The 23,460-nt window shown below is 49.5% G+C and carries 21 protein-coding genes; 5 read left to right on the top strand and 16 right to left on the bottom strand.

Annotation, left to right across the window (positions count from 1 at the left end; all coding sequences use genetic code 11):
• Nucleotides 1-26: 26 nt before the first annotated feature.
• The 5 genes from H6F93_RS26280 to H6F93_RS26260 all read right to left on the bottom strand — a co-directional run bounded on the left by H6F93_RS26280 (nt 27) and on the right by H6F93_RS26260 (nt 4,004).
• Nucleotides 27-1,064, bottom strand: a complete 1,038-nt coding sequence (locus tag H6F93_RS26280; RefSeq protein WP_190687391.1) for a zinc-dependent alcohol dehydrogenase — start codon at nt 1,062-1,064, stop codon at nt 27-29.
• Between the two features lie 178 nt (nt 1,065-1,242).
• On the bottom strand, nt 1,243-1,470 hold the full coding sequence (locus H6F93_RS26275; protein ID WP_190687389.1) for a hypothetical protein: 228 nt from the start codon (nt 1,468-1,470) through the stop codon (nt 1,243-1,245).
• A gap of 27 nt (nt 1,471-1,497) precedes the next feature.
• On the bottom strand, nt 1,498-2,670 hold the full coding sequence (gene moeB / locus H6F93_RS26270) for a molybdopterin-synthase adenylyltransferase MoeB (protein WP_190687386.1): 1,173 nt from the start codon (nt 2,668-2,670) through the stop codon (nt 1,498-1,500).
• Nucleotides 2,671-2,744: 74 nt separating this feature from the next.
• Complete coding sequence (locus tag H6F93_RS26265; RefSeq protein WP_190687384.1) at nt 2,745-3,263, bottom strand: M67 family metallopeptidase; 519 nt, start codon at nt 3,261-3,263, stop codon at nt 2,745-2,747.
• Between the two features lie 9 nt (nt 3,264-3,272).
• Nucleotides 3,273-4,004, bottom strand: coding sequence for an ABC transporter ATP-binding protein (locus H6F93_RS26260; RefSeq protein ID WP_190645172.1), 732 nt, complete (start codon nt 4,002-4,004; stop codon nt 3,273-3,275).
• 169 nt (nt 4,005-4,173) lie between these two features.
• On the opposite strand from H6F93_RS26260, the gene H6F93_RS26255 reads away from it, so the two are divergent.
• Both H6F93_RS26255 and H6F93_RS26250 read left to right on the top strand, forming a co-directional pair.
• Nucleotides 4,174-5,682 (top strand): UbiD family decarboxylase, encoded by a 1,509-nt coding sequence (locus H6F93_RS26255; protein WP_190687382.1) that lies wholly within the window; start codon nt 4,174-4,176, stop codon nt 5,680-5,682.
• Nucleotides 5,683-5,765: 83 nt separating this feature from the next.
• Nucleotides 5,766-6,401 (top strand): CHRD domain-containing protein, encoded by a 636-nt coding sequence (locus H6F93_RS26250; RefSeq protein ID WP_190645173.1) that lies wholly within the window; start codon nt 5,766-5,768, stop codon nt 6,399-6,401.
• Between the two features lie 110 nt (nt 6,402-6,511).
• Here the strand turns inward: H6F93_RS26250 and H6F93_RS26245 are convergent, their stop codons facing one another.
• The 10 genes from H6F93_RS26245 to H6F93_RS26200 form a co-directional block, all read right to left on the bottom strand.
• On the bottom strand, nt 6,512-7,492 hold the full coding sequence (locus H6F93_RS26245) for a glycosyltransferase (protein WP_190687380.1): 981 nt from the start codon (nt 7,490-7,492) through the stop codon (nt 6,512-6,514).
• Between the two features lie 33 nt (nt 7,493-7,525).
• Nucleotides 7,526-8,518 carry a glycosyltransferase gene (locus tag H6F93_RS26240; protein WP_190687377.1) on the bottom strand — a complete coding sequence of 331 codons (993 nt, stop codon included), beginning with the start codon at nt 8,516-8,518 and terminating at the stop codon, nt 7,526-7,528.
• Between the two features lie 9 nt (nt 8,519-8,527).
• Nucleotides 8,528-9,475, bottom strand: coding sequence for a hormogonium polysaccharide biosynthesis glycosyltransferase HpsE (gene hpsE / locus H6F93_RS26235; RefSeq protein ID WP_190687373.1), 948 nt, complete (start codon nt 9,473-9,475; stop codon nt 8,528-8,530).
• Nucleotides 9,476-9,551: 76 nt separating this feature from the next.
• Nucleotides 9,552-10,505: a hormogonium polysaccharide biosynthesis glycosyltransferase HpsE gene (hpsE, locus tag H6F93_RS26230; RefSeq protein WP_190645177.1), complete on the bottom strand. Its 954-nt coding sequence runs from the start codon at nt 10,503-10,505 to the stop codon at nt 9,552-9,554.
• A 74-nt stretch (nt 10,506-10,579) separates the two neighbouring features.
• Complete coding sequence (gene uvrB, locus H6F93_RS26225; protein ID WP_190687368.1) at nt 10,580-12,577, bottom strand: excinuclease ABC subunit UvrB; 1,998 nt, start codon at nt 12,575-12,577, stop codon at nt 10,580-10,582.
• Between the two features lie 186 nt (nt 12,578-12,763).
• Complete coding sequence (locus tag H6F93_RS26220) at nt 12,764-13,192, bottom strand: DUF3887 domain-containing protein (protein ID WP_190645179.1); 429 nt, start codon at nt 13,190-13,192, stop codon at nt 12,764-12,766.
• Nucleotides 13,193-13,562: 370 nt separating this feature from the next.
• Complete coding sequence (locus tag H6F93_RS26215) at nt 13,563-15,017, bottom strand: DUF3747 domain-containing protein (protein WP_190687364.1); 1,455 nt, start codon at nt 15,015-15,017, stop codon at nt 13,563-13,565.
• A gap of 425 nt (nt 15,018-15,442) precedes the next feature.
• Nucleotides 15,443-16,039 carry a DUF924 family protein gene (locus H6F93_RS26210; protein ID WP_190687361.1) on the bottom strand — a complete coding sequence of 199 codons (597 nt, stop codon included), beginning with the start codon at nt 16,037-16,039 and terminating at the stop codon, nt 15,443-15,445.
• A gap of 65 nt (nt 16,040-16,104) precedes the next feature.
• On the bottom strand, nt 16,105-16,482 hold the full coding sequence (locus H6F93_RS26205) for a hypothetical protein (RefSeq protein ID WP_190687357.1): 378 nt from the start codon (nt 16,480-16,482) through the stop codon (nt 16,105-16,107).
• Between the two features lie 136 nt (nt 16,483-16,618).
• Nucleotides 16,619-17,524 carry an ABC transporter permease gene (locus H6F93_RS26200; protein ID WP_190687354.1) on the bottom strand — a complete coding sequence of 302 codons (906 nt, stop codon included), beginning with the start codon at nt 17,522-17,524 and terminating at the stop codon, nt 16,619-16,621.
• A gap of 218 nt (nt 17,525-17,742) precedes the next feature.
• Between H6F93_RS26200 and H6F93_RS26195 the strand changes: the two genes are divergently transcribed.
• Nucleotides 17,743-18,753 carry a metallophosphoesterase family protein gene (locus H6F93_RS26195; protein WP_199314047.1) on the top strand — a complete coding sequence of 337 codons (1,011 nt, stop codon included), beginning with the start codon at nt 17,743-17,745 and terminating at the stop codon, nt 18,751-18,753.
• Between the two features lie 429 nt (nt 18,754-19,182).
• Nucleotides 19,183-19,704 carry a hypothetical protein gene (locus H6F93_RS26190; protein WP_190687349.1) on the top strand — a complete coding sequence of 174 codons (522 nt, stop codon included), beginning with the start codon at nt 19,183-19,185 and terminating at the stop codon, nt 19,702-19,704.
• 338 nt (nt 19,705-20,042) lie between these two features.
• Here the strand turns inward: H6F93_RS26190 and typA are convergent, their stop codons facing one another.
• Complete coding sequence (gene typA, locus H6F93_RS26185; RefSeq protein WP_190645189.1) at nt 20,043-21,833, bottom strand: translational GTPase TypA; 1,791 nt, start codon at nt 21,831-21,833, stop codon at nt 20,043-20,045.
• Between the two features lie 284 nt (nt 21,834-22,117).
• Here typA and pyrR point away from each other — a divergent pair, with 284 nt between their 5' ends.
• Nucleotides 22,118-22,657 carry a bifunctional pyr operon transcriptional regulator/uracil phosphoribosyltransferase PyrR gene (gene pyrR / locus H6F93_RS26180; RefSeq protein ID WP_190687346.1) on the top strand — a complete coding sequence of 180 codons (540 nt, stop codon included), beginning with the start codon at nt 22,118-22,120 and terminating at the stop codon, nt 22,655-22,657.
• The last annotated feature ends 803 nt before the right edge of the window (nt 22,658-23,460 follow it).

Here is a 23,460-nt window from a genome sequence, read left to right as displayed (position 1 = left end):
ATAAAGATTCTCCTGTGGAAGAAAACTTATGCTTCGGTAGCGCCCGGTTCAATCGCAACTTTGATCACTCTGCGGTCTTTCATGTCCTGAAAAACTTTTTCTAGCTGTTGAAGTGGCTGACTTTCACTGACAAGTAGATCAAAAGGAACCTGACTAGATAGAAAAGCTAGGGCGGCTCGGACGTATTCGGGCGTGTTGTGAAAAACACCTTTTAGGGTAAGTTCGCTGTAGTGAAGCTGCTCCGTGTTAACGCTAATAGTCGTGTCACGAGGGCAACCGCCGAAGAGGTTGACTGTAGCACCAGGACGGGCGCAGGCGATCGCCATTTCCCAAACGCTAGGTACTCCAGTTGCTTCAATCACGACATCAGCTCCCCACCCGTCGGTCAAGTCATGTACTACAGCAGGTACATCTGGAATTGAGCGATAGTTGAAGGTTTGAACGGCACCAAATTTTGCGCCAACCTTAAGCCGCTGGTCGTTACCACCAAACAAAAACACTTTGGCAGACTGCTGCATCAGGGCTGCGACAAACATTAAGCCGATCGCCCCATCACCTAAAACTACGACCCGATCGCCAGGTTTCACATTGGAACGAGCAACCCCGTGCAGGACACAGGCAAGCGGTTCGGTCATGGCAGCTAGTTTGTCAGACATGCCTTCCGGGATAGGCAGAAGGTTGTGCTGTACGATCGCCGCTGGAATTTTTAAGTACTCCGCAAAGGTGCCGTTGTTGAAGGTGAGGTTGGCGCAAAGGGAATATTCTCGACGCTGACAGAAAAAGCAGGTCATGCAAGGGGCGGAGTTGTTGGCAACGACGTGATCGCCCACTTTCCAACCCGTTACGCCTTCTCCCAAAGCCACAATCCGTCCGGCTGCTTCATGCCCAAACAGCGTTGGGGGTTTCAGCATTTTGGCGTGTCCGCCTCTGCGCCAAACTTTTAGATCAGTGCCACAGGTGGTTGCTGCTGTCACCTGAATCACGACCTCACCCGCTGTCGGAGTTGGGTCAGCTACCTGCTCTAGCCGTAAATCTTCCTGACCATAAAGTAAAGCTGCTAGCATTGCTGCCCTATGAATTTGGAGAAACTTGATTCTACCCCACTGTTGATTCCTAACTTAAGTAACCTACTTCTTTCACACTAAAAGATTCAGGGATGCCCCTCGCTTAACGAGAGGGGCATCCCTGAATCTTTTAGTACCTAATCTTTAACCAGGAAGGGAGTAATTAAATCGGTGGTTCTTATGGTTTCACCAACTGATGGCTTTGAGGTCTGCTGATAAATACACGGAAGGTAGCAGCAAGGAAAGCGATCGCCACCCCGACTACAATCACTGGGAACTGAGTTCCAACCCAGTGCTGCACCTGGTCAGAAGGGCCACCCATTAGAGGTTTGAGGGCGATCGCCAGCCCATTCTCAACAATCAGCAGCTTCCAAAAAACTGGAGGCTGAGACTGAGCGATCGCCATACTCAAGGTGAGCCTTTGGAGATTTGCTTAATACTCTGGGACGGAAGGATCAACTTCCCGACTCCAGGCAGTGATGCCTCCTGCAACATTGGTTCCTTCAATTCCAGATTCCTTGAGAATCGCCAGCGCCTTGGCAGAACGACCGCCCATCTTGCAATGAGCAATCAACCGATGACCGTTGAGCAATTCTTTGACTTTGGCGACTCCGTCACCATTTTCGATCTCTGGTAGGGGAACTAGGACTGAACCGGGAATTTTGGCAATCTCATATTCGTGGGGATTGCGAACATCCAGCAGTACAAAGTCATTTGCGTCGCTGTCGAGCAGTTGCTTCAACTCCGTCACGCTCATTTCTGACATACCTGCTTTTTCCTCCGCTTCTGCTGCTTGGGCTTGGGGGATACCGCAAAATTCTTCGTAGTCAATTAGTTTTTCGATTACGGGGCGCACAGGGTTTGGACGTAGCCTTAGCTCCCGGAAGGTCATATCCAGTGAGTTGTACAGCAACAGCCGTCCGCTCAGGGTTCTGCCCTGTCCCAAAATGATTTTGACTGTCTCAGTTGCCTGAATTACGCCGATGATTCCCGGCAGAATCCCTAACACGCCGCCCTCAGCGCAAGAAGGCACCAGTCCAGGTGGTGGTGGTTCGGGGTAGAGATCGCGGTAGTTGGGTCCGCCCTCGTAGTTAAACACTGTTGCCTGACCCTCAAAGCGGAAGATCGAGCCGTAAACATTGGGTTTGTCTAGCAGAACGCAGGCATCGTTAACCAGGTAGCGCGTTGGGAAGTTGTCGGTGCCATCTACCACAATGTCGTAGGGGGCAACAATGTCCAGCGCGTTTTCAGAAGAAAGGCGAACTTCGTGAAGATCGACCTGGCAAGCGGGGTTAATTTCTAAAATTCGTGCTTTAGCGGATTCAATTTTGGGCTTACCAACCCAGGACGTGCCGTGAATCACCTGACGCTGAAGGTTGGAGTGATCGACTACATCAAAATCGACGATGCCGATGCGCCCAATTCCAGCGGCGGCAAGGTACAGCAGCAACGGTGAGCCTAAACCGCCCGTGCCGATGCACAGTACGCTGGCAGCTTTTAACCGCTTCTGTCCCTCTAATCCTACTTCTGGCAGGATCAGGTGACGGGAATAGCGTTCATATTCGTCTCGGTCGAGCTGGATTTGCTCCAGATTGGGATTTAGCATGGCAATGGCAGAAGACAGTGGTGATCAGTAAAAGGGCGAACGGTTAGAACTAGCGAACTGTAGAGAATGGAATTTTACGAGCTTGTGGGGGCGACAGTCAAAATTTCTTCGGATTGAAACTGTCGTTTCTCGTCCAATCTCCAGGATAGAACGTCTTGGACATTGCCTTGCTGGACGGAAACAATCAGATACGAGTAGTGTGACCAGGCGCAGAGGCGATCGCACTCTGAAGGCACTGCTGCGTGGTCTGTATGAGAATGATAGATTCCCACGATATCTAAATTCTTGCTGCGGGCGTAGCGCTGCGCCTCTAGCATTTCTTTGGGATCAATCCAGTAGCGACGGTCTTTGGTGAGGGGATGAGTAGCGGTTTCAGGGGCAATCGCCCGCATTTCAGCTTCCGCCTCAGCATTCCAGGTGTTCTCGGTCGCCCAAACTTCTACCAGCCTATGAGTTTCAGTTTGACTCGCCGAAGCTTGAGGCTCAACCTGACCCAACAGCAACCCACAGCACTCTTCAGGGTAAGTGCGTTCGGCGTGAGCAAAGATAGTTTGCAAGTGGTCAGAGTTGATCTGAAGCACGGTACGCGACATTAATGGAATTTAATGAGCAGTCGTTGCGCCCAGGTAGAGTTCACCGACTTTTGGATCATTGAGCAGGTCAGGACCAGGTCCTTCAAAGCGATCGCGCCCTGTATCAAGGACATAACCTCGATCTGCCATTGCCAAAGCTTTTCGAGCGTTCTGCTCAACCAGTACGATCGCCGTTCCTGTCTGGTTAATCTGCTGAATCCGCTCAAACACGCTGTTAACCAGCAGGGGAGAAAGAGCCGCAGACGGTTCATCTAGCAATAGTAGATCTGGTTGCAGCATCAATGCCCGCCCCATTGCAAGCTGCTGCCGTTCGCCACCAGAAAGGGTGCCAGCTCGCTGTCGCCGCCGCTCAGCCAAAATTGGAAACGTGTCAAAAATTTGCTGTTTCAACGGTTTTAGCGATGTGCTACGAGTGAATGCCCCCATTTCCAGGTTTTCTTCAACCGTCAGCGAGGGGAACACATTGGCGATCTGGGGCACGTAGCACATGCCGCGTTGCACAATTTGGTTAGACTTCAAACCCGCAATATTTTCGCTTTTGAAGTTGATCTTGCCTCGGTGCGGAGTCAGTAAGCCAAAAATCGTTTTCGCCAGCGTAGACTTTCCTGCCCCGTTGGGTCCAATCACCGCGACCAATTCACCTGGATAAATTTTGAAATTCACACCCTGAAGGATGTCGAGATCCTGAATGTATCCGGCGTAGACATCCTCAACCTGAAGCAGGGGTTCGGCACTCGTCATACTGGCTAGGGGTTAGAGAAATAGTTGGGCTAATCTTTCAAGATTACTGTTTGACAGCCAGCTTTTAAGGTTTATGGCTTACAGCTTTGCCGTTCTATTTTAAGAAGTCTCACCGCCCTCTGGTGCTAGAAGCCTCATAATGAGAGCAGATGCTTTACATTGCTTCATCATGGCGAGAGACTTACGAGAATTCCTCAAACAGATTGAACAGCGGGGGCAACTGCGCCGGATCAAGGCGTCGGTTGATCCTGATTTAGAAATTGCTGAAATTGCCAACCGCATGTTGCAGCGGGGCGGCCCAGCACTGCTGTTTGAGAATGTGAAAGGCTCTCCCTACTCCGTTGCGGTCAATGTGATGGGCACGGTCGAGCGCATCTGCTGGGCTATGAAGATGGAGCGTCCTGAAGAGTTGGAGGATTTAGGCAAAAAGCTGGGTATGTTGCAGCAGCCTAAGCCACCCAAGAAAATTTCTCAGGCGATCGAGTTTGGCAAAGTTCTATTCGACGTGGTAAAAGCCAAGCCAGGGCGAGATCTACTGCCCCCCTGCCACCAGGTTGTGGTCAAGGGTGAAGAGTTGGATTTGAATCAGATTCCAATGATTCGTCCCTATTCTGGCGATGCGGGAAAGATCATCACGCTGGGACTGGTGATTACAAAAGACTGCGAGACAGGAATTCCTAATGTCGGTGTGTATCGACTTCAGCTCCAGTCTAAAAATACGATGACCGTCCACTGGCTATCGGTGCGGGGCGGAGCAAGGCATCTGCGAAAGGCAGCGGAACGGGGTAAAAAACTGGAAGTGGCGATCGCCCTCGGGGTTGATCCCCTAATTATCATGGCAGCCGCCACCCCGATTCCAGTAGACCTGTCGGAGTGGCTGTTTGCAGGACTCTATGGCGGCTCTGGCGTAAATTTAGCAAAATGTAAAACCGTTGATCTGGAAGTGCCAGCTGATTCAGAGTTTGTTTTGGAAGGCACGATTACACCTGGCGAAATGCTGCCAGATGGTCCGTTTGGTGATCACATGGGCTACTACGGTGGCGTTGAAGATTCGCCTTTGGTGCGGTTTCATTGCGTCACCCACCGCAAAGATCCGATTTACCTGACGACGTTTAGCGGTCGCCCGCCTAAGGAAGAAGCAATGATGGCGATCGCCCTCAACCGCATCTACACACCTATCTTGCGGCAGCAAGTCTCCGAAATCGTAGATTTCTTCCTACCAATGGAAGCATTGAGCTACAAAGCAGCAATCATCTCCATTGACAAAGCCTATCCGGGGCAGGCTCGTCGCGCTGCACTCGCCTTCTGGAGCGCTTTGCCCCAATTCACTTACACCAAATTCGTGATCGTGGTGGATAAAGACATCAATATCCGCGATCCCCGACAGGTGGTATGGGCAATTACCTCAAAAGTCGATCCGGTGCGAGACGTATTCATTTTGCCTGAAACGCCCTTTGATACTCTAGACTTTGCCAGCGAAAAGATTGGACTGGGCGGACGCATGGGCATTGATGCAACAACCAAAATTCCGCCAGAAACCGATCATGCATGGGGTGCTCCACTGGAATCTGACGCTGACACAGCGGCAATGGTTGAGCGGCGTTGGGCAGAATATGGACTGGCGGACTTGAAGTTAGGCGATGTTGATCCCAATCTGTTTGGCTATGACATGCACTAATGAAGCCCTAAATCTCCATGCATCCATCTCGTCTTTAAGTTCGTATTACTAGCTGAATCCATCACTTCTCAGCTAGGCAAACAATGAACAGGAAAAGACAGATTCTATTCAACTTTCTCCTTGGTGTAGTCGCTTGCGTATTGCTCATCAACCTTTCCTCAACGCCATCTTTTAGCAATTCTGCTATTAGCACGCCTCAAGCATTCCAGGCTTCAAATCTTGATTTGATCAATCAGCAGCTAGTGGCAAATCTGCGTGAAACCGACGATATCCTTATGGCTCAAAATACAACCGCTGGCCCAATTATGCGCTACGTTGCTGTTCTGAATAAAAACAATGTGATTGCGCCAACAGCTCCATCTTCTTCGGCTTTTGGTGCAGCAGGGGCAGTTTTGGTAGGCGATCGCCTAATCGTAAAAGGAGACTTTAGCAACCTGTCCAGCGCTTTAAGGGATTATGCAACAGATCCCCTCGATCCACCCAATCCAAACATCACTTCTGGAGTCCACATTCACCAGGGCGAATCTACTACCAACGGAGCATTTCAGTACGCTCTAGATGTTACTCCTGATGCGAGTCAGCTAAAGGGTAGATTCTCCGGTGAATATACGCTCACTCAGGAACAACTACAGGCTTTATCAAGCGGCAACTTATACGTAGACCTCCACACTCAGATGAACCGGGCAGGTGAATTGCGCGGAGTCTTCCAGGCGTATTAAAGCTTATACCCGTTCTCTTTAAGGCTGCGCAATTTGAAGTATGTCTCGCTTACACGAGACATACTTCAAATTGCGCAGCTTCATGTGGAAACCAGCACCAAACAGTAGAATCAAGCAGGCGCTTGATTTTGGCGTAAGGCTCTAATAGCTGTTAACAGCCTTCTGGTTTGGTATTGAGGCAGCAGGGTAGCTACCATGATTTTGAATAGAATAATTGCCATTAGTTTGGGTCTTTTTAACCAGGTAGGATCGTTGGCGATCGCCATCCCAAAAAATCTCACCGAAGTTAACCCTTTGCGTCGCTCTAAATTGCCTTCTAAAGCTTTCAAAGTCAAGTATTGATAGCGACTCCCTAAAACTTTTCGCTTTAAGGCAGTTGAAGAATCCAGTTCTGAAGATTGACTTGCTTCAGCAAAAGCTTTTTCAATCACCCGCAAACTCGATTTCTCCATTTTCCACACGTTTGTAGACATGGAATTTGCAGAAATTCGATACAGAATTTGAGGAGACGGAACTGCGACGAACTCATAACGTGCAGCCAAACGAAGCCACATATCCCAATCTTCAACGCCAGGAACGGAGCCATCAAACCCGCCTACCGTGTCTAAAGCCTGCTTACGAATTAATGGATTGGAGCCGCTTTCAACAAAGTCTCTAATTAATAATTTTGTATAAACCTGACCGCTTGCCAGAATGTGTCCGCCCGATCGCAGAAATTGATTTGATTCATCAATCCAGTTTGTCCAGCTGTAGGCAACACTCGCTTGAGGATTTGCTTGTAGTGCCTTGAGTTGAGCCTCTAGCTTGTCTGCTGTCCAGAGATCGTCTGCATCAATAAAAGAAATATATTCGCCAGAAGCCTGTTCAATGCCACGATTTCTACTAGCCGCTAACCCAGCATTGGAATAGGAGAGAACTTTGAGGCGTGAATCTGAAATATTGGAAAGAATTTCTAAAGTTAAATCTTGAGAACCGTCATTAATGACAATTAGTTCAAAGTTTGAGAAGGTCTGATTTAAAACCGACCCTACGGTTTCTTTAATCGTTTTCTCGCCGTTGTACACTGGAATCACTACGGATATAAGCGGCATCTGATGCTAACTCCTCAGACATTTTTCCCTGATTTAAGACGGATCTAATCGCAAATACCCGTGCAGCGCTTTCACATCAGAAAGGTTGCCTAATTTATTGAACAAAGCTTGTGCTTGGCGATCGGACAGTACTCCTACCAAGGCAGTTTTCAAAACGACTTTAGCTAAAACTCTTGCACGAAGTAAAGACGGATCATTCTTTAGAGCAATCCAAAGAAATCTAGCGGTTGTTAGAGCACGTTTTCTGCCCGCGGGTCTTTCTAAAGCATCCACAATCAGGCATTTGTAGCGATTAGAAATGATATCTTTCTGATAGCGCTTTACCGAATCAGGAGCTTCGGAAAGTGCTTTCTCGATAACTCGCTTGAAACCGATTTCTTGTCTCTCTACGTTGTTGGACCATGAGTTGGAGTTGGGATATTTACGATACAAAATTTGAGGCGATGAGACAACGGTGAAAGAAAATTTAGCTGATAGACGCAGCCACATGTCCCAGTCTTGCCCCCCAACAAGAGCTTCATCGAAACTACCAACCGCCTCTAAAGCATGGCGGCGAATGAGAGGATTGGAACCACTTTCTACAAAGTCAATGAGCAGTAATTTGGCAAATACATCGCCTGTAGCACTGATATGAGTGCCTCGACGGAGGAAGCGATCGCTCTCATCTATCCAGTCTGTCCAGCTATAGGCAACAGCCGCTTCGAGGTTAGCCTGAAGTGCGTTGAATTGAGACTCAAGCTTATCGGGTGTCCATAAGTCATCCGCATCCAGGAAGGAAATATATTCACCAGTAGCTTCCTTGATGCCGCGATTACGGCTGATTTGGGGACCAGAATTTGAATGAGAAAAAACTTTAAGGCGAGAATCATTAATATTAGAAAGAATATCAAGCGTTGAGTCTTTAGACCCATCGTTAATCACAATCAGCTCAAGATATGAGAAGCTCTGATTTAGAACTGATTCAACGGTGCTTTTAATGGTTTTCTCAGCGTTATAGGCTGGAATAACAACGGATATTAAAGGCATGTCATATAGCTATTTATTTTGAGGTTTTCTGAAAGAGAAGAACGTACTTTCTAAACTGCCTCGGTAGAATGCCATTTCAAATGCTGGAATGAGCTCAGTTTTAAGTTTCCCCCGATATTTAAGCAGGTGCATGAGCATTCGCCGCAGATTTCCAATCAAAGTTTTGGTGAAAATTAGCGGTGCCTGCTGGGGCGTAGCATTGATCATTCGCAATTGATAAGTAGCCAAACCGCACCCACGAGCCAGCATCAGCAGATAGCTTCTTTCAAAGCGCTGACGCGGGATTTGGTGATAGGTGTGCATGTCGGGGTTATACCAAATTTCCCAGCCAGCTTTGTGCATGTAAAGCAACGGCTCATAATCGTCACCCTGGATAAATAAGCCAGGTAGCTTGCCGGTTAAGTTTGGGCGGGGTGGAACGTCGTTCCAGGCTTGCTTACGGACGACTAACGAGGCCGCCGGAGGGAGTTGAAGTTTATCGGGATCAAAACGGCTAGGGTTCGGACCATGCTCTCGAATTGCCAGAAAAGCCTGAATCTGGTTGAAATCTGCGGGTGGCTCCACTTCAAAGTCACCGTGAATTTGACCGCTGTAAGCTCCTGCTTTCGGGTATTTTCGGCTAAAGGAATAGGAGGCTGAAAGCCAATTAGAATCAGGTAAATTGTCGTCATCCAGGAAGCCAATTAGGTCTGCTTTTGCTTCGTGTACAGCGCGGTGTCTGGCAAAAGCGGCTCCCTGCTCCGGTTCAAAGGAATATCTGAGGGGGAAATTTTGGTTCCAGTTTGATTGATAGTTTTGAATAATTTGCGCGGTTTCGTCGGTGCTGTTGTTGTCAACGATCAGGATTTCCCAGTGGATTTGGTCGGGGTTGATTTGCGATCGCAATCTTTCCAACAAGATAGGCAACCGCTTTGCGCCATTGTAGGTTGGTATAGCCACCGTAAAATCGACTTGCATCCCCATCCCCGCCTACCTTCGTAGTTATATTAACTTAGTAACTCTCGTAATACAAACTGCCTATTCTTGCTAAATTTTATGTTTTCTTAGAGCTTAAATAGCCTTTTCTCCACAAATAAAGAGGACTGATTAAGCTGCTAGTAAATAGCTCTAATTCGCAGGCTGCAACGAGGTCAGTTTTGACTTTCGTGCGGTGTTTGAGCAGATGTAAGGTGATTTTGCGAATATCGTTGAGTGTGTAGGCAATCAGGGCGGGCGATCGCTGCCAGGGTTTAACGCTGAGCATTCGAGTAACGTAGCGGCTCAAGCCAATGCCGCGAAAGAATGGAATTAAGTATTCCCGCTCTAGTCGCTGCTTAGGAATTTTGTGGCGCACCTGCATTGCTGGGTTGTACCAAATTTCCCAGCCCGATCGCTGGATGTAGGAAAGCATCTCCAAATCTTCGGCAGTCAGCATGTTGCCATCAACTCTACCGTTTAGGATCAGGCGATCGGGCACGTTTTCTATCCATGCCTGTTTGCGGATAACTAGCCCAGCCGAGGGGGGCAGCACTTTTTTGGCAGGTTCATAAATTAGCGGATCAGGTCCGCGTTCGGTTAGCGCCAAGAAGGACAAAAGGCGGTTGAACTCTTCGGGTGGTTCGACCTCAAACTCTCCTTGAATTCGACTGGCGATCGCTCCTGCGGTTGGATGTTCTTGAGCGAAAGCGTAGGCGGCAGCAATCCAGTTTGCCTGGGGAATATTATCGTCATCCAGGAAGCCGATTAGTTCACTTTGAGCTTCCTGAATGGCGCGTTTGCGGGCGAAGCCAGCTCCCTGCATGGCTTCAAGACAGTAGCGGACTGGGTAAGGGCTGTCTTGTTGATAGACTTTGACGACTTCGGCTGTTGTGTCGCGACTGTTGTTGTCAACGACGAGGACTTCCCAGGTAAAAGCCTCAGTGCCCGTTTGGGATTTCAGTGCTTCTAGTACATCTGGCAAACGCTGGGCACCGTTGTAGGTGGGAATGGCTACTGTCAAATCGACCATGCTTTTAGACCTGGCAAGCACCACGTAGAAAATATCAACCTCGAACAAGATATCAATTTCAGTCGGGAGTGGCTTCAGTGTTTGCCCAAGAGTTTATCGCGCAGGTGCTTGATGCGATCGCGCAACTTAGCTGCTTCTTCAAACTCCAGCCGCTTGGCTGCATCTTTCATCTGACTTTCAAGCTGGGTAATCAGTTCCGGAATGTTTTCTAGCGGCAGATCGTCAGCATGTTCGTAGGCAACCTCTAGCTCTTGAGCATTCAGCCGTCGGGAGACTTCTAGAAAAGAGAGGATCGAATTTCGCTGCCTTTTGACGATGGGCTGCGGCGTGATGTTGTGCTTGATGTTGTACTCTATCTGGATTTCGCGGCGACGTTCTGTCGTGCTAATTGCCTTGGCCATGCTGTCTGTAAGATTGTCAGCGTAAAGAATAGCCTGCCCTTGAACGTGACGAGCGGCGCGACCGATGGTTTGAATAAGCGATCGCTCTGCCCGCAAAAATCCTTCCTTATCAGCATCAAGGATCGCTACCAGCGACACCTCCGGTAAGTCCAGACCTTCCCGCAGCAGGTTCACTCCGATGAGCACGTCAAAGACTCCCTCGCGCAAGTCTTGCAGAATCTCGATGCGCTCAATCGAGTTGATTTCAGAATGCAGATAGCGAACTCGAATGCCCCGTTCCTGGAGGTATTCGGTTAGGTCTTCCGCCATTCGCTTAGTCAGAGTCGTCACCAGGGTGCGCTCTGAGCGGCTGATGCGCGTCTGGATTTCACCCAGCAGATCGTCAATTTGCCCTTCGCTAGGGCGTACAAATATTTCGGGATCGACTACTCCAGTTGGGCGAATTACCTGCTCGATCACGCGATCTTCAGAGATTTCTACTTCCCAATCGCCAGGAGTCGCGGAAACGAATACGCACTGCTTGACCTTGTCCCAGAATTCCTCAGCTTTGAGTGGACGGTTATCGGCGGCACTAGGCAGGCGAAATCCGTGTTCAATCAGGACGAGTTTGCGGGCGCGATCGCCATTGTACATCGCTCGAATTTGCGGAATTGAGACGTGAGACTCGTCGATCACCAGCAACCAATCATCAGGAAAATAGTCGAGCAAACACTCTGGCGGCGACCCCGGAATGCGTCCTGCCAAATGACGAGCGTAGTTCTCAACGCCGTTGCAGTAGCCGACCTCACGCAGCATCTCCAGGTCGTAGCGAGTGCGCTGTTCGAGCCGCTGTGCTTCTAGCAACTTGTTGTCTTTTTCTAGTTCTTCCAAGCGATCGCGCAATTCCTGCTGAATCGCGTCACAGGCCACTTCCAGCCGCTCATCCGGCGTGACAAAGTGACGAGCCGGATAGACGTTCAGCGCTTCCATGCTTTGCAACGTTTCGCCCGTGATGGGGTCGATGTAGCGAATTGCGTCAATTTCGTCGCCAAAAAACTCAATCCGGATCAGGCGATCTTCATAGGCTGGGCCAATTTCTAGCACATCGCCCTTGACCCGAAACTTGCCGCGCCCCACGTCCAAGTCATTTCGCTCGTACTGCACTGATGCCAGATCGCGCAAAACCTGCCGCTGATCAACCTCCATGCCCACTCGAAACGGAATCGAGGCTTTGAGGTATTCCGAGGGAATTCCCAAACCATAAATGCAGCTAATCGAAGCGACGACAATCACATCTTGCCGTTCAAACAGCGATCGCGTTGCCGAGTGCCGCAGCATGTCAATCTCGTCGTTGATTGAAGCAGTCTTGGCAATGTAGGTGTCAGTAACGGGAATGTAGGCTTCGGGCTGATAGTAGTCGTAATAGCTGATGAAGTACTCAACTGCGTTGTCTGGGAAAAACTCGCGTAGCTCATTACAAAGTTGCGCTGCTAGCGTTTTATTGTGCGCCAACACGAGCGTCGGGCGACCCACTTTTTCAATCACCCGTGCCATTGTATGGGTTTTGCCTGTTCCAGTTGCGCCACGCAGGGTTTGGAAGCGGTGCCCTGCATTGATGCTTGATACGAGTTGAGCGATCGCCGTCGGTTGGTCGCCTGTCGGTTCAAACGGAGCCTTAATTTGAAATTCCATAAAGAGTTTCAGCAGCCATTCCTAAAGAAACACCAGCCAACTGAGAAATTATTGAGTTCTTGCGAATATCTACTGATGGCATCCTAACGAATTTTGATTAAAGCAGCTATTAAAACGGGGTGCTGGAATCCGTAAAGGTCATTCCAACACCCCGTTTTAGATAGATTCTGGCTCGTCTAGAACGCTCTATTCAGCCACTGGGAAAATGCTAACAATCTGATTTTGGCCCGTGAAGTTTACGAGAAAATCAACCGTGCCGTTCTCAAATTCGGTCGTGACGATCGCAATGTAAGAACCGTCTGCGGACTCTTCTAGTGCCTGGGTTTCAACACCAACAACGCGCTGGAATGCTCCATTTGCAGCAATGGCTTCTTCCCAACCCTGACGCAGAGTGTCGGTGGTGATGCTCGTTCTCACAGCAGGGTCATACATCTGAAGCGCAGCGTTGTAGTCACCTGCTACCAGGTTATCGACAAAATCCTGCGCAGTCGTTGTCAAATCTTGCGATTGTTCAACAGACAGAGGTGCAGCAGGCACAGCATCCTGAGCCTGAGCAGGAAGAGCACCAGCCGCAAGGGCGACACCGAGCAATAGAACTGGGATGCACTTTTTCATTTAAGTTTCCTTGGTTGTTTTAATTTAGGTGAATTGAGTGAGGGGAGAACCAAAGCCCGATCTATCAGAATGACGACATCCAGGTAGATTTTGTGCCTTTGCTAAGCAGAAGGTTGAGGGACATCGTCTGGATGCTGAGAACCAATGCAGATTAGGAGACAGGACTTACACAAGTAAAAGTTAAGCGATCGCCATACTAACAAGAGTTTTAAGCCCTTGTTCTATGGAGGATTGCGTAAGTTTTAAGAGAATCAGAGGGGCAAAATGCTTTGCCCCTAATTTTTCCTTTTCCTGGACTCGACTCTGCCATCCGGAGCAATTTGAACTCTGCAAGGTAGCATTTAGAGGACGCTACCTAACGCCAGCTCACTTACTGTCGGGTTCCGCCTGGGGTCGGCGTCGGCTGGGTTTGCTGTCCAGTTCCACCTGGGGTCGGCGTCGGCTGGGTTTGCTGTCCAGTTCCGCCTTGAGGTGGCTGTGTTTGAGGCTGCTGTCCAGAGAGACAGTTGTACATCCGCAAGGTGGCAGCAGCAGCGTAGTTACGCAGTGCTTGACTATTGGGACTAAAGGCAGTTCCCGTCTCATTCACTGGAGAGGCAACGCCGCAGTAACCCGACATCTGGCTGATCACTTGAGCAGCCCAGTGTCCAGAAGTATCAGAGAAGGTTCTGGGTTGCTGCGATTGGAGCTGAGTACCGCGTCCTTGCAGGTTTTGACCGTATTGAGCGGCTCTGCTCAGTACTGCAATCATTTCAGCCCGTGTAACAGGTTGGGTAGGACGGAAAGTACCGTCTTCGTAGCCGCTGATGATGTTGTTAGCACGAGCAAACTGAATCTTAGCGGCACTCCAACGAGACGCATCTACATCTGGATAAGGTCTGCTGCTGGTTTGGGTAGGAATGGTCAGATTAAGATTAGGTACTCGATCCAGCGATTCTAGAACCAGTGAGACAAGCTGCTCACGGGTCAGAGGAGAACGTGGCCGGAAGGTGTTGTCTTCAGAGAAACCTGAGATGAAACCAACGTTGACAGCTCGCTGAATTTCGTTCGCATAGGTGTCGCCCGCAACATCACGGAAGGTTGTACCCGTGCCAGGAGTGCCCGTGCCTGGGGTACCTGTACCAGGAGTGCCTGTGCCGGGAGTGCCCGTGCCAGGAGTGCCTGTGCCGGGAGTGCCCGTGCCAGGAGTGCCCGTGCCTGGGGTACCTGTACCAGGAGTGCCTGTGCCGGGAGTGCCTGTACCCGGAGTAGTCAGCTGAGCAAGTGGGGTATCTGTGGCAATGTAGATGTGTCCTGTGCCTCTTCCCTGGAACGAGCGCTCAGCAAAGCGCCAGCCTGGGTTGAGGTTAAGCTTGGCAAAGCCAGTAGTTGTGCCGTTTGCTTTAGCGATTTCGATTTGCTGTCCACCTGGGCGGTTGGGTGCAGCGACCAAGGTCAGATCACCGCTTCGGTTGACGACGCGAAGGCTGTACTGCAAGCCCAAATCTTCACCTGCGGCACGAAGAGAGTAGCCGTTGCTATCTAGGCTACGACCGCAGATTCCGGTGAAGTCAAAGTTAAGCCAGAGTGGGTCAACAATGGTTGGGTTTGAGCCTGACACACCCCAGCAGGGACGGGCATTGCTTCTCTGCCGCATGACGACGAGGTAGTGGGAAGTGCCAGCAGAAGTGCGGGGGGCGGCGACTGCGAGGAATTCTGTTTGGTTAACTTCTTGCTGCTCAAAGGTGACGGCGATCGCTGGGCTAGAGGGAATCGCAATGCTACCCATTGCAGTAGATGCAGCAATGGCAAGGGCAGCAATAGAACGGCGGATAGAGGATTTCATGAATTACCTACGAGGATTCTGATTAGCTTGGAATCTCCAGAGAGACTGTGCAAACTCCCTGTTGGGTATAAAACTATTATTCTTCGGAAACCTCAGTTCTGAGGAGAAGGTGGTTGAAGTTCTGTGATTGTGCCAGTGAGCTTTATCCCACCTGATTCTAATAGATAGACCGGAGATCGGGTGATAACAATCATTTCAGCGTTTTGGAGAACTGGAAAAATAGCTTAATCAAATGGCTAAGTGTGGGACAGTTTGAGATGTGTCCTGTGGGAAGAGCGAATCGCATTTAGCGACATTTATTACCGTCTCACTGAATGCTCTCTTTGCCCTCCTCCATACGGGTTAGCGAGATTGTGTGGTACAACACATCCAAACCGACGCGCTTGCGTATGAAGTAGAAGAATTCAGGATTTAGTGCCATTAGCTCAGAAAGAAGAACCAGGTTCTTTCAGAAACTCTGCTTCTTCGGGTGTGGTTTCTCGTCCCAAAATTTCGTTGCGGTGGGGAAACCGTCCAAAGCGTTCGACTATTGCCTGATGCCGGACTGCGTAAGAATAGGTATCTTCAAACTCTTTGCCCAACTCTGGATGGTCTGTGACGAGTTTGTGAAACAGAGCAACGCAATGGTTTTGGGGATCTAAGTTTTCGCTGTGTTCTAGCGGCAGGTAGAGAAAAAGCTGCTGGAGCGGTTTTAGCTGCTGGTGAAATTCTCTGGCGATCGCCCTTTGCGTTGTCTCCACAGCTTTTGAATCAGTCGCAAAAGCCCTGGGATCGCGGCGAAACATATTTCGGGGAAACTGATCTAGCACCAGGATTAATGCTAGACAGCCAGTGGGGGAATCTTGCCAGTGGTCAAGTTGATCTACTGCTGCTTGTTCGTAGGTGGTGAGGAAGCGATCGCGCACCTGCTGATCAAACGCCGCATTCTTAATAAACCAGACCTTGCGCCATTGATCATAGTTAGCCAGTCCCGTTTGAGGGTCGGCAAACCAAAAGTTCAGCACGTCGTCTATCTGTGCCATAGAAGGGGAGATGCAAGGGTGGAAGGTGGGAGACGGCGACAGTAAGTGTATAGGAGCGTTGAGCCCTAGTTGCTTTCCGCTGGAGTCTCGCTAGATTCTTGGGTTCCAGGCTGATTTTGGTTTTGCTGGCGCAAAAGTTCTAGTTGTCGAGTGCGAAAGTCTGTAGCTGCAGTCCCCAGGTTTTCTTGCTGCGTCGAGTTGTATTCAGACGGAGTGCGATCATTCCCTAGGGTGACCCGGTGGATCAGGTCAAGCAGACTACCAGACTGGTTGCCCCTGCCTGAGAAAGGATCAGAACTGTCGCCATCTCCACTCAGAGAGTTGTCTAACTGGTCAACCGTTTGAGCCACAGTCGGTTGGAGGGATGCTGTAGCCACAATTCCCACAGCCATCAGCACAGCAGAAGTAGAACGCAGGAGTGTCATCAGAAATGCAGTCTTCATAGAACTAAGCTCAAATACCAAATTGTTTGGTCAACACTATTCAAGACGGAAATTGATGAGAACTTGCTCCCAATTGGATGATTCACTCTGGCAACTTGCTCAAATTCGATCGCCCAATTTGAGAAAGTCAGGAAAATCAAGCAAAAGAACGGCGAAGCAGGGAACGGATGCTGAGGAGGGCGATCGCATCAAAACCCAGCAGCACAATCAGCGCCATTCCCAAGGTCACCTCTGCAAATGGAGCATGAAGAATGATGCTATTTAACGACCAATCGCTGTGGACATAGATATAGCGGATTGGTTCAATCGCGTAAGTGAGTGGATTCAGGCTAGCCACCGTCTGTAACCAACCTGGCATAAACTCTATCGGTGCTAAAGCAGTACTGGCAAACAGTAGCGGCAAGTTCGTGACAAAAATCACGGCAATGAGCTCAATGTGCCCCGGTAGCGCAAACGCTAGCCCCAGGCTCAATGCCGTTACACCCAGCACCAGCATCAGCACGATCGCCACTACCAGTCCTAGACCCAGCGGATTTGGCAAGCCTGCACCGAGAAATGCGCTAAGGGCAACGATCGAAACCGTCTGCACCATGCTTAGCGTCGCAATAAAAATTGCCGATGCCAAAACGATGGAAAAACGCGAAGCCAAGGGAGCGACCAGCAGCCGATTAAGGAAACCAAACTCGCGGTCGAACATGACTGGCAGTCCGGCGTTTAGCGCTCCACCAAAGGCGGTAAAGACAATGATTCCTGCGCCCAAGAACTGCCCATAATTGGCACTTTCACCAAATAATCCCTGAGGAACGTTTTGGAACAGTGCGCCAAATAGCACTAGCCACATCAAAGGTTGAATGATTCCGGCAATCAGGGTGCTGGGTCGTCGCTGAAGTTGAATAAATAGCCGCCGCGTGAGTGCCAGCGTTTCCTGCACAAACTCGCCAGAGAAAAAACCAGGAGGAGGGGCGATCGCCACTTTCGCACTCGACGGGCGAAGCTCAGGATTACTCAGTTCTGTGGGAGGTGGGGTAATCGTCTGACTCATGGGACTCCTCTATATCGTTCAAGGCTTTTTATCTATGATTCAAAGCTTCTAGTGTGAGGCTCTGTTTTTACACTAGCGCATCTGACGTTGGGTTTTGCGTTGTCCCAGTCTTCAAGGTTTAAGTCCCTCAAAGTTCAAGTCTCTCAAGTTCTGCATTTGCATAACCTTTCCCTAAAGTTCTTTGGCTATGACTAAATAGGAGTCATGCAGCTTGTCATATGGCTTTAGGAGGTCAAATGCGCCCACAGGCTTTTCTAATTGCTTTTTTATCTACTTTGGTGATCAGTTTGGGACTGTGGGCAGTTGCTCACCCATCGCTTAGTCAGAAAGGTGAGGGATTTTCTTTTGCGTTGATTGGCGATTTGCCTTATGACAATGACCAGATTGAGAAATTTGGCAATTTGACTGACCAGATTAACCAATCAGATTCCAGATTTGTGGTGCATGATGGCGACTTCAAGAGCGGTACTGATTTGTGTAGTGATGAAGTATTTGCCCAACGTAAGCAACTATTTGATCGGTTTGAACTGCCTTTGATTTACGTCCCTGGGGATAACGAATGGACGGACTGCTACCGCGAAAGCAATGGCAGCTATGACCCGCTTGAACGACTGGAAAAATTTCGTGACCTGTTTACTCAAGGCAACCAGAGTTTGGGCAAACGAACGCTGCATCTGACTCGACAAAGCGAAAATTCCCAATTTGCGAAGTTCCGAGAGAATGTGCGCTGGAGCTATGGTGACGTGCTGTTTGTCGGGCTAAATGTGACAGGAAGCAACAACGGCTTTGGACGCACACCAGAGGGCGATGCTGAATATTGGGAACGGAATACAGCCAATTTAGCTTGGATGCAGGAGGCTTTTACGTTGTCCAAGCAAAATGGCGATCGCGGCATTATGTTAATCATCCAGGCAAACCCAAACTTTGAGCTAGAGCCAGCTAAACGCACCGGCTTCAACGATTTCCTTAGCGCTTTAGAAACTGAAACCTTTAACTTTCGGGGGCAAGTGGTTCTGGTTCACGGAGACAGCCACTACTTTCGAATTGACAAACCGCTGCTGCACTTCACCCATGAAGGAATTCCGCCATTGGAGAACTTCACCCGTGTTGAAACCTTCGGCTCCCCCAACGTTCACTGGCTACGCGCCACCGTAAACGCCTCCAACCCCAATCTATTCGAGTTTGAGCAAATGATCGTTGACGCAAATCGAAGCCGTTTCTCAATTTAGAGACGACTATTCTTCTGCTTTGACAATGTTAGGCGCAACACGGGTTGGGAACCATAAGCTTACGTTTTTGATTTGTCATGGGTTTTCTCTCTAGACCTGGCAGCAATGTCAGGTTTTTTTGTGGGCGCTCGCTGTGAGTTAGCCTTGCAGTCTGGGAACCATAAACTCACGTTTTCGATGTGTCATTGGAAATTCCTTGCAAGAACTACACTCTCGACCTGGCAGCGATGCTAGGTCTTTTTGTTGTCAAAGAATATGATCAGGGCAATTCAGTTACCTGCCGCCCAAACTCATGAACATTGACCCCAATTTTTGGATTGGTTGCGTTGGGGCAGCCGCTCCAGAAGCTTTGAGGCTCTATAATCTGGATCGCAGCCCGTATTTCGCTGGTCGTGGGGCTATCTGATCTTTTCCATCCCTTTTCTGATCGTGGGCGGATTCATCGCCTGGGTGCTGGAGCCATCGACTCGATGGGCTGCCTTCTACTCTGGGTTAACTGCCCCGGTGCTGCTCACCACCGTCCTGAAGGACACCGCCAAGGCGCAAAAGGAATTGGAGGAAGTCGAGAAGGAACGAGATCAAATTCAGCGGGAGCGGGAAGAACTTCAGGCTAGTAATCAGGAGTTCAAGCAAACCATAGAGGAGCTGAAACAGAAGTTGGAGCGATCGCAGCAAGAGACGACTTTACCATCAGAACGCATTCCTCCAGTTCCTTTGCCACCATCAGTCAGTCCTTCGATTCCACCACTCCCCAGTCAAATACCTACTGAGCCTGTTCCATTAATATCCTCCCAGGCACCCCAGCGATCGCCCCGAAAAACATCGGCTTCATTCTCGTTTGCGGTTTCGCTCCTGATTGGATTCCTCTCTATTCTGTTTATCAGACCTTTTATCCTAAACGAGCAGAACAGCAGTTACTCCACCGCTGAGCAACTCCAACCTGACTGGTAACCCATTATTTTGATTGTTGTTTTGGGAGCGGCGATCGCTCTATTCCTCTACCTCCGACGAAATCGCTGGTTCAAGGAATTCCTCAAAGGAATATAGGACTGCGGTATATGGAGCTGCTCTCTTCTCTAATTGACTGACAAAAATCATCGCGTAGGTTGGGTGGAGCAAAGCGTAACCCAACGCTTGAGATTCGCTGTGCGTACTACTAGCTGCTCAACTGCAAGAGGTTAGAGCCTCGAAAACACGATCTCTTCAACCTCCTGCCAAACCTTGTAGGGAACAGCGCCAAATAAAAAAGCGGGCATCTTGCCCGCTTCACAAAGTCTATCGACTGATTTTTAGCGCTTCGCTAGCTTCTTAGACATCTTCCGCAGACGAATTGACTCTGGAGTGACTTCCAGCAGTTCGTCGGGACCGATATATTCCAGCGCGCGTTCCAGGCTCATGTCGACCGGAGTCTGAAGCTGCACCAGTTCTTCACCGCCAGAGGCGCGATGGTTAGTCAGCTGTTTGGTTTTGCAAACGTTGATTTCCAGGTCTTGAGGACGGTTGTTCTCACCGATAATCATGCCTTTGTAGACCTTGGTTCCAGGTGAGATAAAGAATACGCCCCGATCCTCAGCGTTTTTCATCGCGTAGAAAGTGGAAACGCCTTCCTCGAAGGAAATCAGCACGCCGTTGCGGCGAGTATCCACATCGCCAGAGAGCGGACGATAGTCGAGGAAGCTGTGGCTCATGATGCCGTCGCCACGAGTCAGGCGCATAAATTCGCCCCGGAAGCCAATCAAGCCTCGCGCCGGGATGACAAACTCTAGCTGAGTGCGACCGTTGCCGCCCACCTGCATGTCCTGCATTTCGCCTCGACGCTGACCCAGACGCTCGATACAGCCACCAACTCCATCTTCAGGAACGTCTAGCACAAGTAGCTCAAATGGCTCACAGGGCTGACCGTTGACCTCGCGGTAAATGACCTGTGGCTGAGAAACCTGAAACTCGTAGCCTTCTCGCCGCATGGTTTCGATCAAGATACCTAAGTGAAGTTCACCTCGACCCGCAACCGCAATTTTGTCTGGAGAGTCAGTTTCTTCAACCCGCAGGGCAACGTTAGTTTCAAGCTCACGGAAGAGGCGATCGCGCACCTGACGAGACGTAACGTAAGTTCCCTCTTGTCCCGCAAACGGCGAATCGTTCACTGAGAAGGTCATTTGCAGAGTTGGCTCATCCACTTTGATCAGCGGCAAAGCCTGTGGCTCATTCGGGCAGGTAATTGTTTCGCCGATGTTGGCATTGGCAAACCCAGCGACCGCAACGATGTTGCCTGCCGAAGCTTCTTGCAATTCAATTCGCTTGAGTCCATCAAAGCCCAGTAGCTTCGTCACTTTTGCCTTGACGACTTCACCCGTTTCAGTCACGAGTGCCGCCTGCTGACCTGCCTGGATGGTGCCGTTGTGAATTTTGCCGATGATGATCCGACCCAGATATTCTGAATAGTCCAGCGTCGTCACCTGAAGCTGCAAAGGCTTCGCCGGATCGCCAACCGGAGCGGGGACGTACTGCAAAATTGCCTCAAACATGGGCTGCATGTCTACGCCTTCCTCTTCCAGAGTGTTTTTGGCGTAGCCTTCTAGCCCAGAAGCAAACAGGTAAGGGAAATCGCACTGGTCGTCATCTGCACCCAACTCCAGGAACAGATCCAGCACTTTGTCGATCGCCCCATGCGGGTCAGCTTGGGGACGGTCAATTTTATTCACCACCACAATTGGGCGCAAGCCCTTTTCCAGAGCCTTTTTCAACACAAATCGGGTTTGAGGCATTGGGCCTTCGTTGGCATCCACGATCAGGATGCAGCCGTCTACCATGCCCAACACGCGCTCCACTTCGCCACCAAAGTCAGCGTGACCAGGGGTGTCTACAATGTTGATCAGCGTTTCCTTGAAACGAACGGCTGTATTTTTTGACAGAATGGTGATGCCCCGCTCCCGTTCCAGGGTGTTGGAGTCCATGACGCAGTCTGGAACCTCTTCCCCTTCGCGAAATGTGCCAGACTGCTTGAGCAGCGCATCAACTAGAGTTGTTTTGCCATGATCAACGTGAGCAATGATGGCAACATTGCGAATCGGCAGAGTCATAAGAGAATTCCAGAGAGATTGAATAAGAGATAAGCTGCGCTTAATAGCTTCTTAACAAAGTTTTCCTAGTCGATCGGGATCGGGTGCTGTAAAGAAGCCGTAATGATCTTATCTTAATATTTCTTGGAATAACTGAGTGGATTTGGGGGCGATCGCCTTTAGCCAATCCCACGATAATCTCGATTGGCATCTGCAACGAGCAACCTTGGCTGTCAGAAGCAGGAGCTTGGCTGTCAGAAGATTGCTAAAATAATCAGCCTTCCCAACTCCTAATCCCTGACCCCATGCCCCCAGAAGTTGTTGAAATTCTCTCCGCCGACGAACTGCGTCGTACCCTGACTCGGCTAGCCTCTCAAATTGTTGAACGGGCTGGAGATTTGTCGAAACTCATGCTGTTAGGGATCCACACTAAAGGCGTACCACTGGCAGAAACGCTAGCTCGACAAATTGAAGTCCTGGAACAGGTGGAAGTTCCCGTTGGTGCAATAGATATTACCTTCTATCGGGATGACTTAGACACCATTGGAGTACGCACACCTGCAAAAACGGAGCTTCCCTTTGATTTGTCGGGCAAAACCGTTGTGTTAGTTGATGACGTGATCTTCAAAGGGCGAACCATTCGGGCGGCGTTAAATGCAGTAAATGATTACGGTAGACCAGAAGCAATTTGGCTGGCAGTACTGGTTGATCGCGGGCATCGAGAGCTACCAATTCACCCTGATTTCACTGGAAAAAAATTGCCTACCGCCAAAGAAGAACAGGTGAAAGTTTATCTACAAGAAATTGATGGGCGCGATGCAGTGGAATTAATCACTCGCAGCTAATTACCGCTCGAATAGGTGAGTGTGAGAAGCTATCTCGTCTGTCTAAATTAACAAGATAATTGTTCCCAAAAAACAAAAAGTTTTGGCAACTCGTTCACATCATTTTGTTGTTGAACGAATCATATCAATTAGGTAGACGAACAGAGCATCAAGAAAGTTCCTGCTAACTCTAAATATCACTCATTTTTGGCAATCCTTGACATTATTTACATGGGTAGAATATAACGTTAGACGTGTATAACGCATCTAACCTCTAAGGGTGAAATTGAATACCCATTCTTTCAATGCATCCGCCAGGTCTAGGCACAATCGTTTACCAACCAATACTTCTTGGTTAAACATGACTAATGCTCAATAGCTTTTGTGGAGATGGCATGTATCACATCTTTGCAAGTTCAAAGATTGCTTGTCCAAGAAAGATTCGAGCAAATTCTAACCAGTCCTGTACTTGAGTTCTATACTCTGAACCCAAACGGCGATTCTGCGAAAGTTTTCAGCACATTCATCACTCATCTATCAGTGGCTCCTGATGGGGAATCTACCTGAAATTAAGGTTTCAGGAGCCGGTGTTTTGCGTCTAATTCAGCTTTAGTGAGGGTGGAAATAAGGGAGGTGGCGATCGCCATTTCTCCTTGCACTTCCAAAACCTCCAATTCTGTTCAGCCCATCTACCAGAAACAGTGCTGAACCCGATATTTCACGGCTAAATTGCTGTGCTTTGTTGCAGCAGTCTGTAAAGACACATGTTTTGCAGATGTTTTGAGTACCGAACTTAACCTCAGTTGCTCAGCTTTAGCCTGCTC

The sequence above is a fragment of the Leptolyngbya sp. FACHB-671 genome, assembly GCF_014695745.1.
GTDB lineage: Bacteria > Cyanobacteriota > Cyanobacteriia > Elainellales > Elainellaceae > JAAUTN01.
Note: the sequence above shows the minus strand (reverse complement) of the source record. Positions and strands in the feature narration are given on the sequence as shown.

Excerpts from the sequence above, each read along its gene's own strand:
- H6F93_RS26280 (WP_190687391.1), bottom strand. The coding sequence starts at position 1,064 with ATGCTAGCAGCTTTACTTTATGGTCAGGAAGATTTACGGCTAGAGCAG.
- H6F93_RS26275 (WP_190687389.1), bottom strand. The coding sequence starts at position 1,470 with ATGGCGATCGCTCAGTCTCAGCCTCCAGTTTTTTGGAAGCTGCTGATT.
- moeB (WP_190687386.1), bottom strand. The coding sequence starts at position 2,670 with ATGCTAAATCCCAATCTGGAGCAAATCCAGCTCGACCGAGACGAATAT.
- H6F93_RS26265 (WP_190687384.1), bottom strand. The coding sequence starts at position 3,263 with ATGTCGCGTACCGTGCTTCAGATCAACTCTGACCACTTGCAAACTATC.
- H6F93_RS26260 (WP_190645172.1), bottom strand. The coding sequence starts at position 4,004 with ATGACGAGTGCCGAACCCCTGCTTCAGGTTGAGGATGTCTACGCCGGA.
- H6F93_RS26255 (WP_190687382.1), top strand. The coding sequence starts at position 4,174 with ATGGCGAGAGACTTACGAGAATTCCTCAAACAGATTGAACAGCGGGGG.
- H6F93_RS26250 (WP_190645173.1), top strand. The coding sequence starts at position 5,766 with ATGAACAGGAAAAGACAGATTCTATTCAACTTTCTCCTTGGTGTAGTC.
- H6F93_RS26245 (WP_190687380.1), bottom strand. The coding sequence starts at position 7,492 with ATGCCGCTTATATCCGTAGTGATTCCAGTGTACAACGGCGAGAAAACG.
- H6F93_RS26240 (WP_190687377.1), bottom strand. The coding sequence starts at position 8,518 with ATGCCTTTAATATCCGTTGTTATTCCAGCCTATAACGCTGAGAAAACC.
- hpsE (WP_190687373.1), bottom strand. The coding sequence starts at position 9,475 with ATGCAAGTCGATTTTACGGTGGCTATACCAACCTACAATGGCGCAAAG.
- hpsE (WP_190645177.1), bottom strand. The coding sequence starts at position 10,505 with ATGGTCGATTTGACAGTAGCCATTCCCACCTACAACGGTGCCCAGCGT.
- uvrB (WP_190687368.1), bottom strand. The coding sequence starts at position 12,577 with ATGGAATTTCAAATTAAGGCTCCGTTTGAACCGACAGGCGACCAACCG.
- H6F93_RS26220 (WP_190645179.1), bottom strand. The coding sequence starts at position 13,192 with ATGAAAAAGTGCATCCCAGTTCTATTGCTCGGTGTCGCCCTTGCGGCT.
- H6F93_RS26215 (WP_190687364.1), bottom strand. The coding sequence starts at position 15,017 with ATGAAATCCTCTATCCGCCGTTCTATTGCTGCCCTTGCCATTGCTGCA.
- H6F93_RS26210 (WP_190687361.1), bottom strand. The coding sequence starts at position 16,039 with ATGGCACAGATAGACGACGTGCTGAACTTTTGGTTTGCCGACCCTCAA.
- H6F93_RS26205 (WP_190687357.1), bottom strand. The coding sequence starts at position 16,482 with ATGAAGACTGCATTTCTGATGACACTCCTGCGTTCTACTTCTGCTGTG.
- H6F93_RS26200 (WP_190687354.1), bottom strand. The coding sequence starts at position 17,524 with ATGAGTCAGACGATTACCCCACCTCCCACAGAACTGAGTAATCCTGAG.
- H6F93_RS26195 (WP_199314047.1), top strand. The coding sequence starts at position 17,743 with ATGGCTTTAGGAGGTCAAATGCGCCCACAGGCTTTTCTAATTGCTTTT.
- typA (WP_190645189.1), bottom strand. The coding sequence starts at position 21,833 with ATGACTCTGCCGATTCGCAATGTTGCCATCATTGCTCACGTTGATCAT.
- pyrR (WP_190687346.1), top strand. The coding sequence starts at position 22,118 with ATGCCCCCAGAAGTTGTTGAAATTCTCTCCGCCGACGAACTGCGTCGT.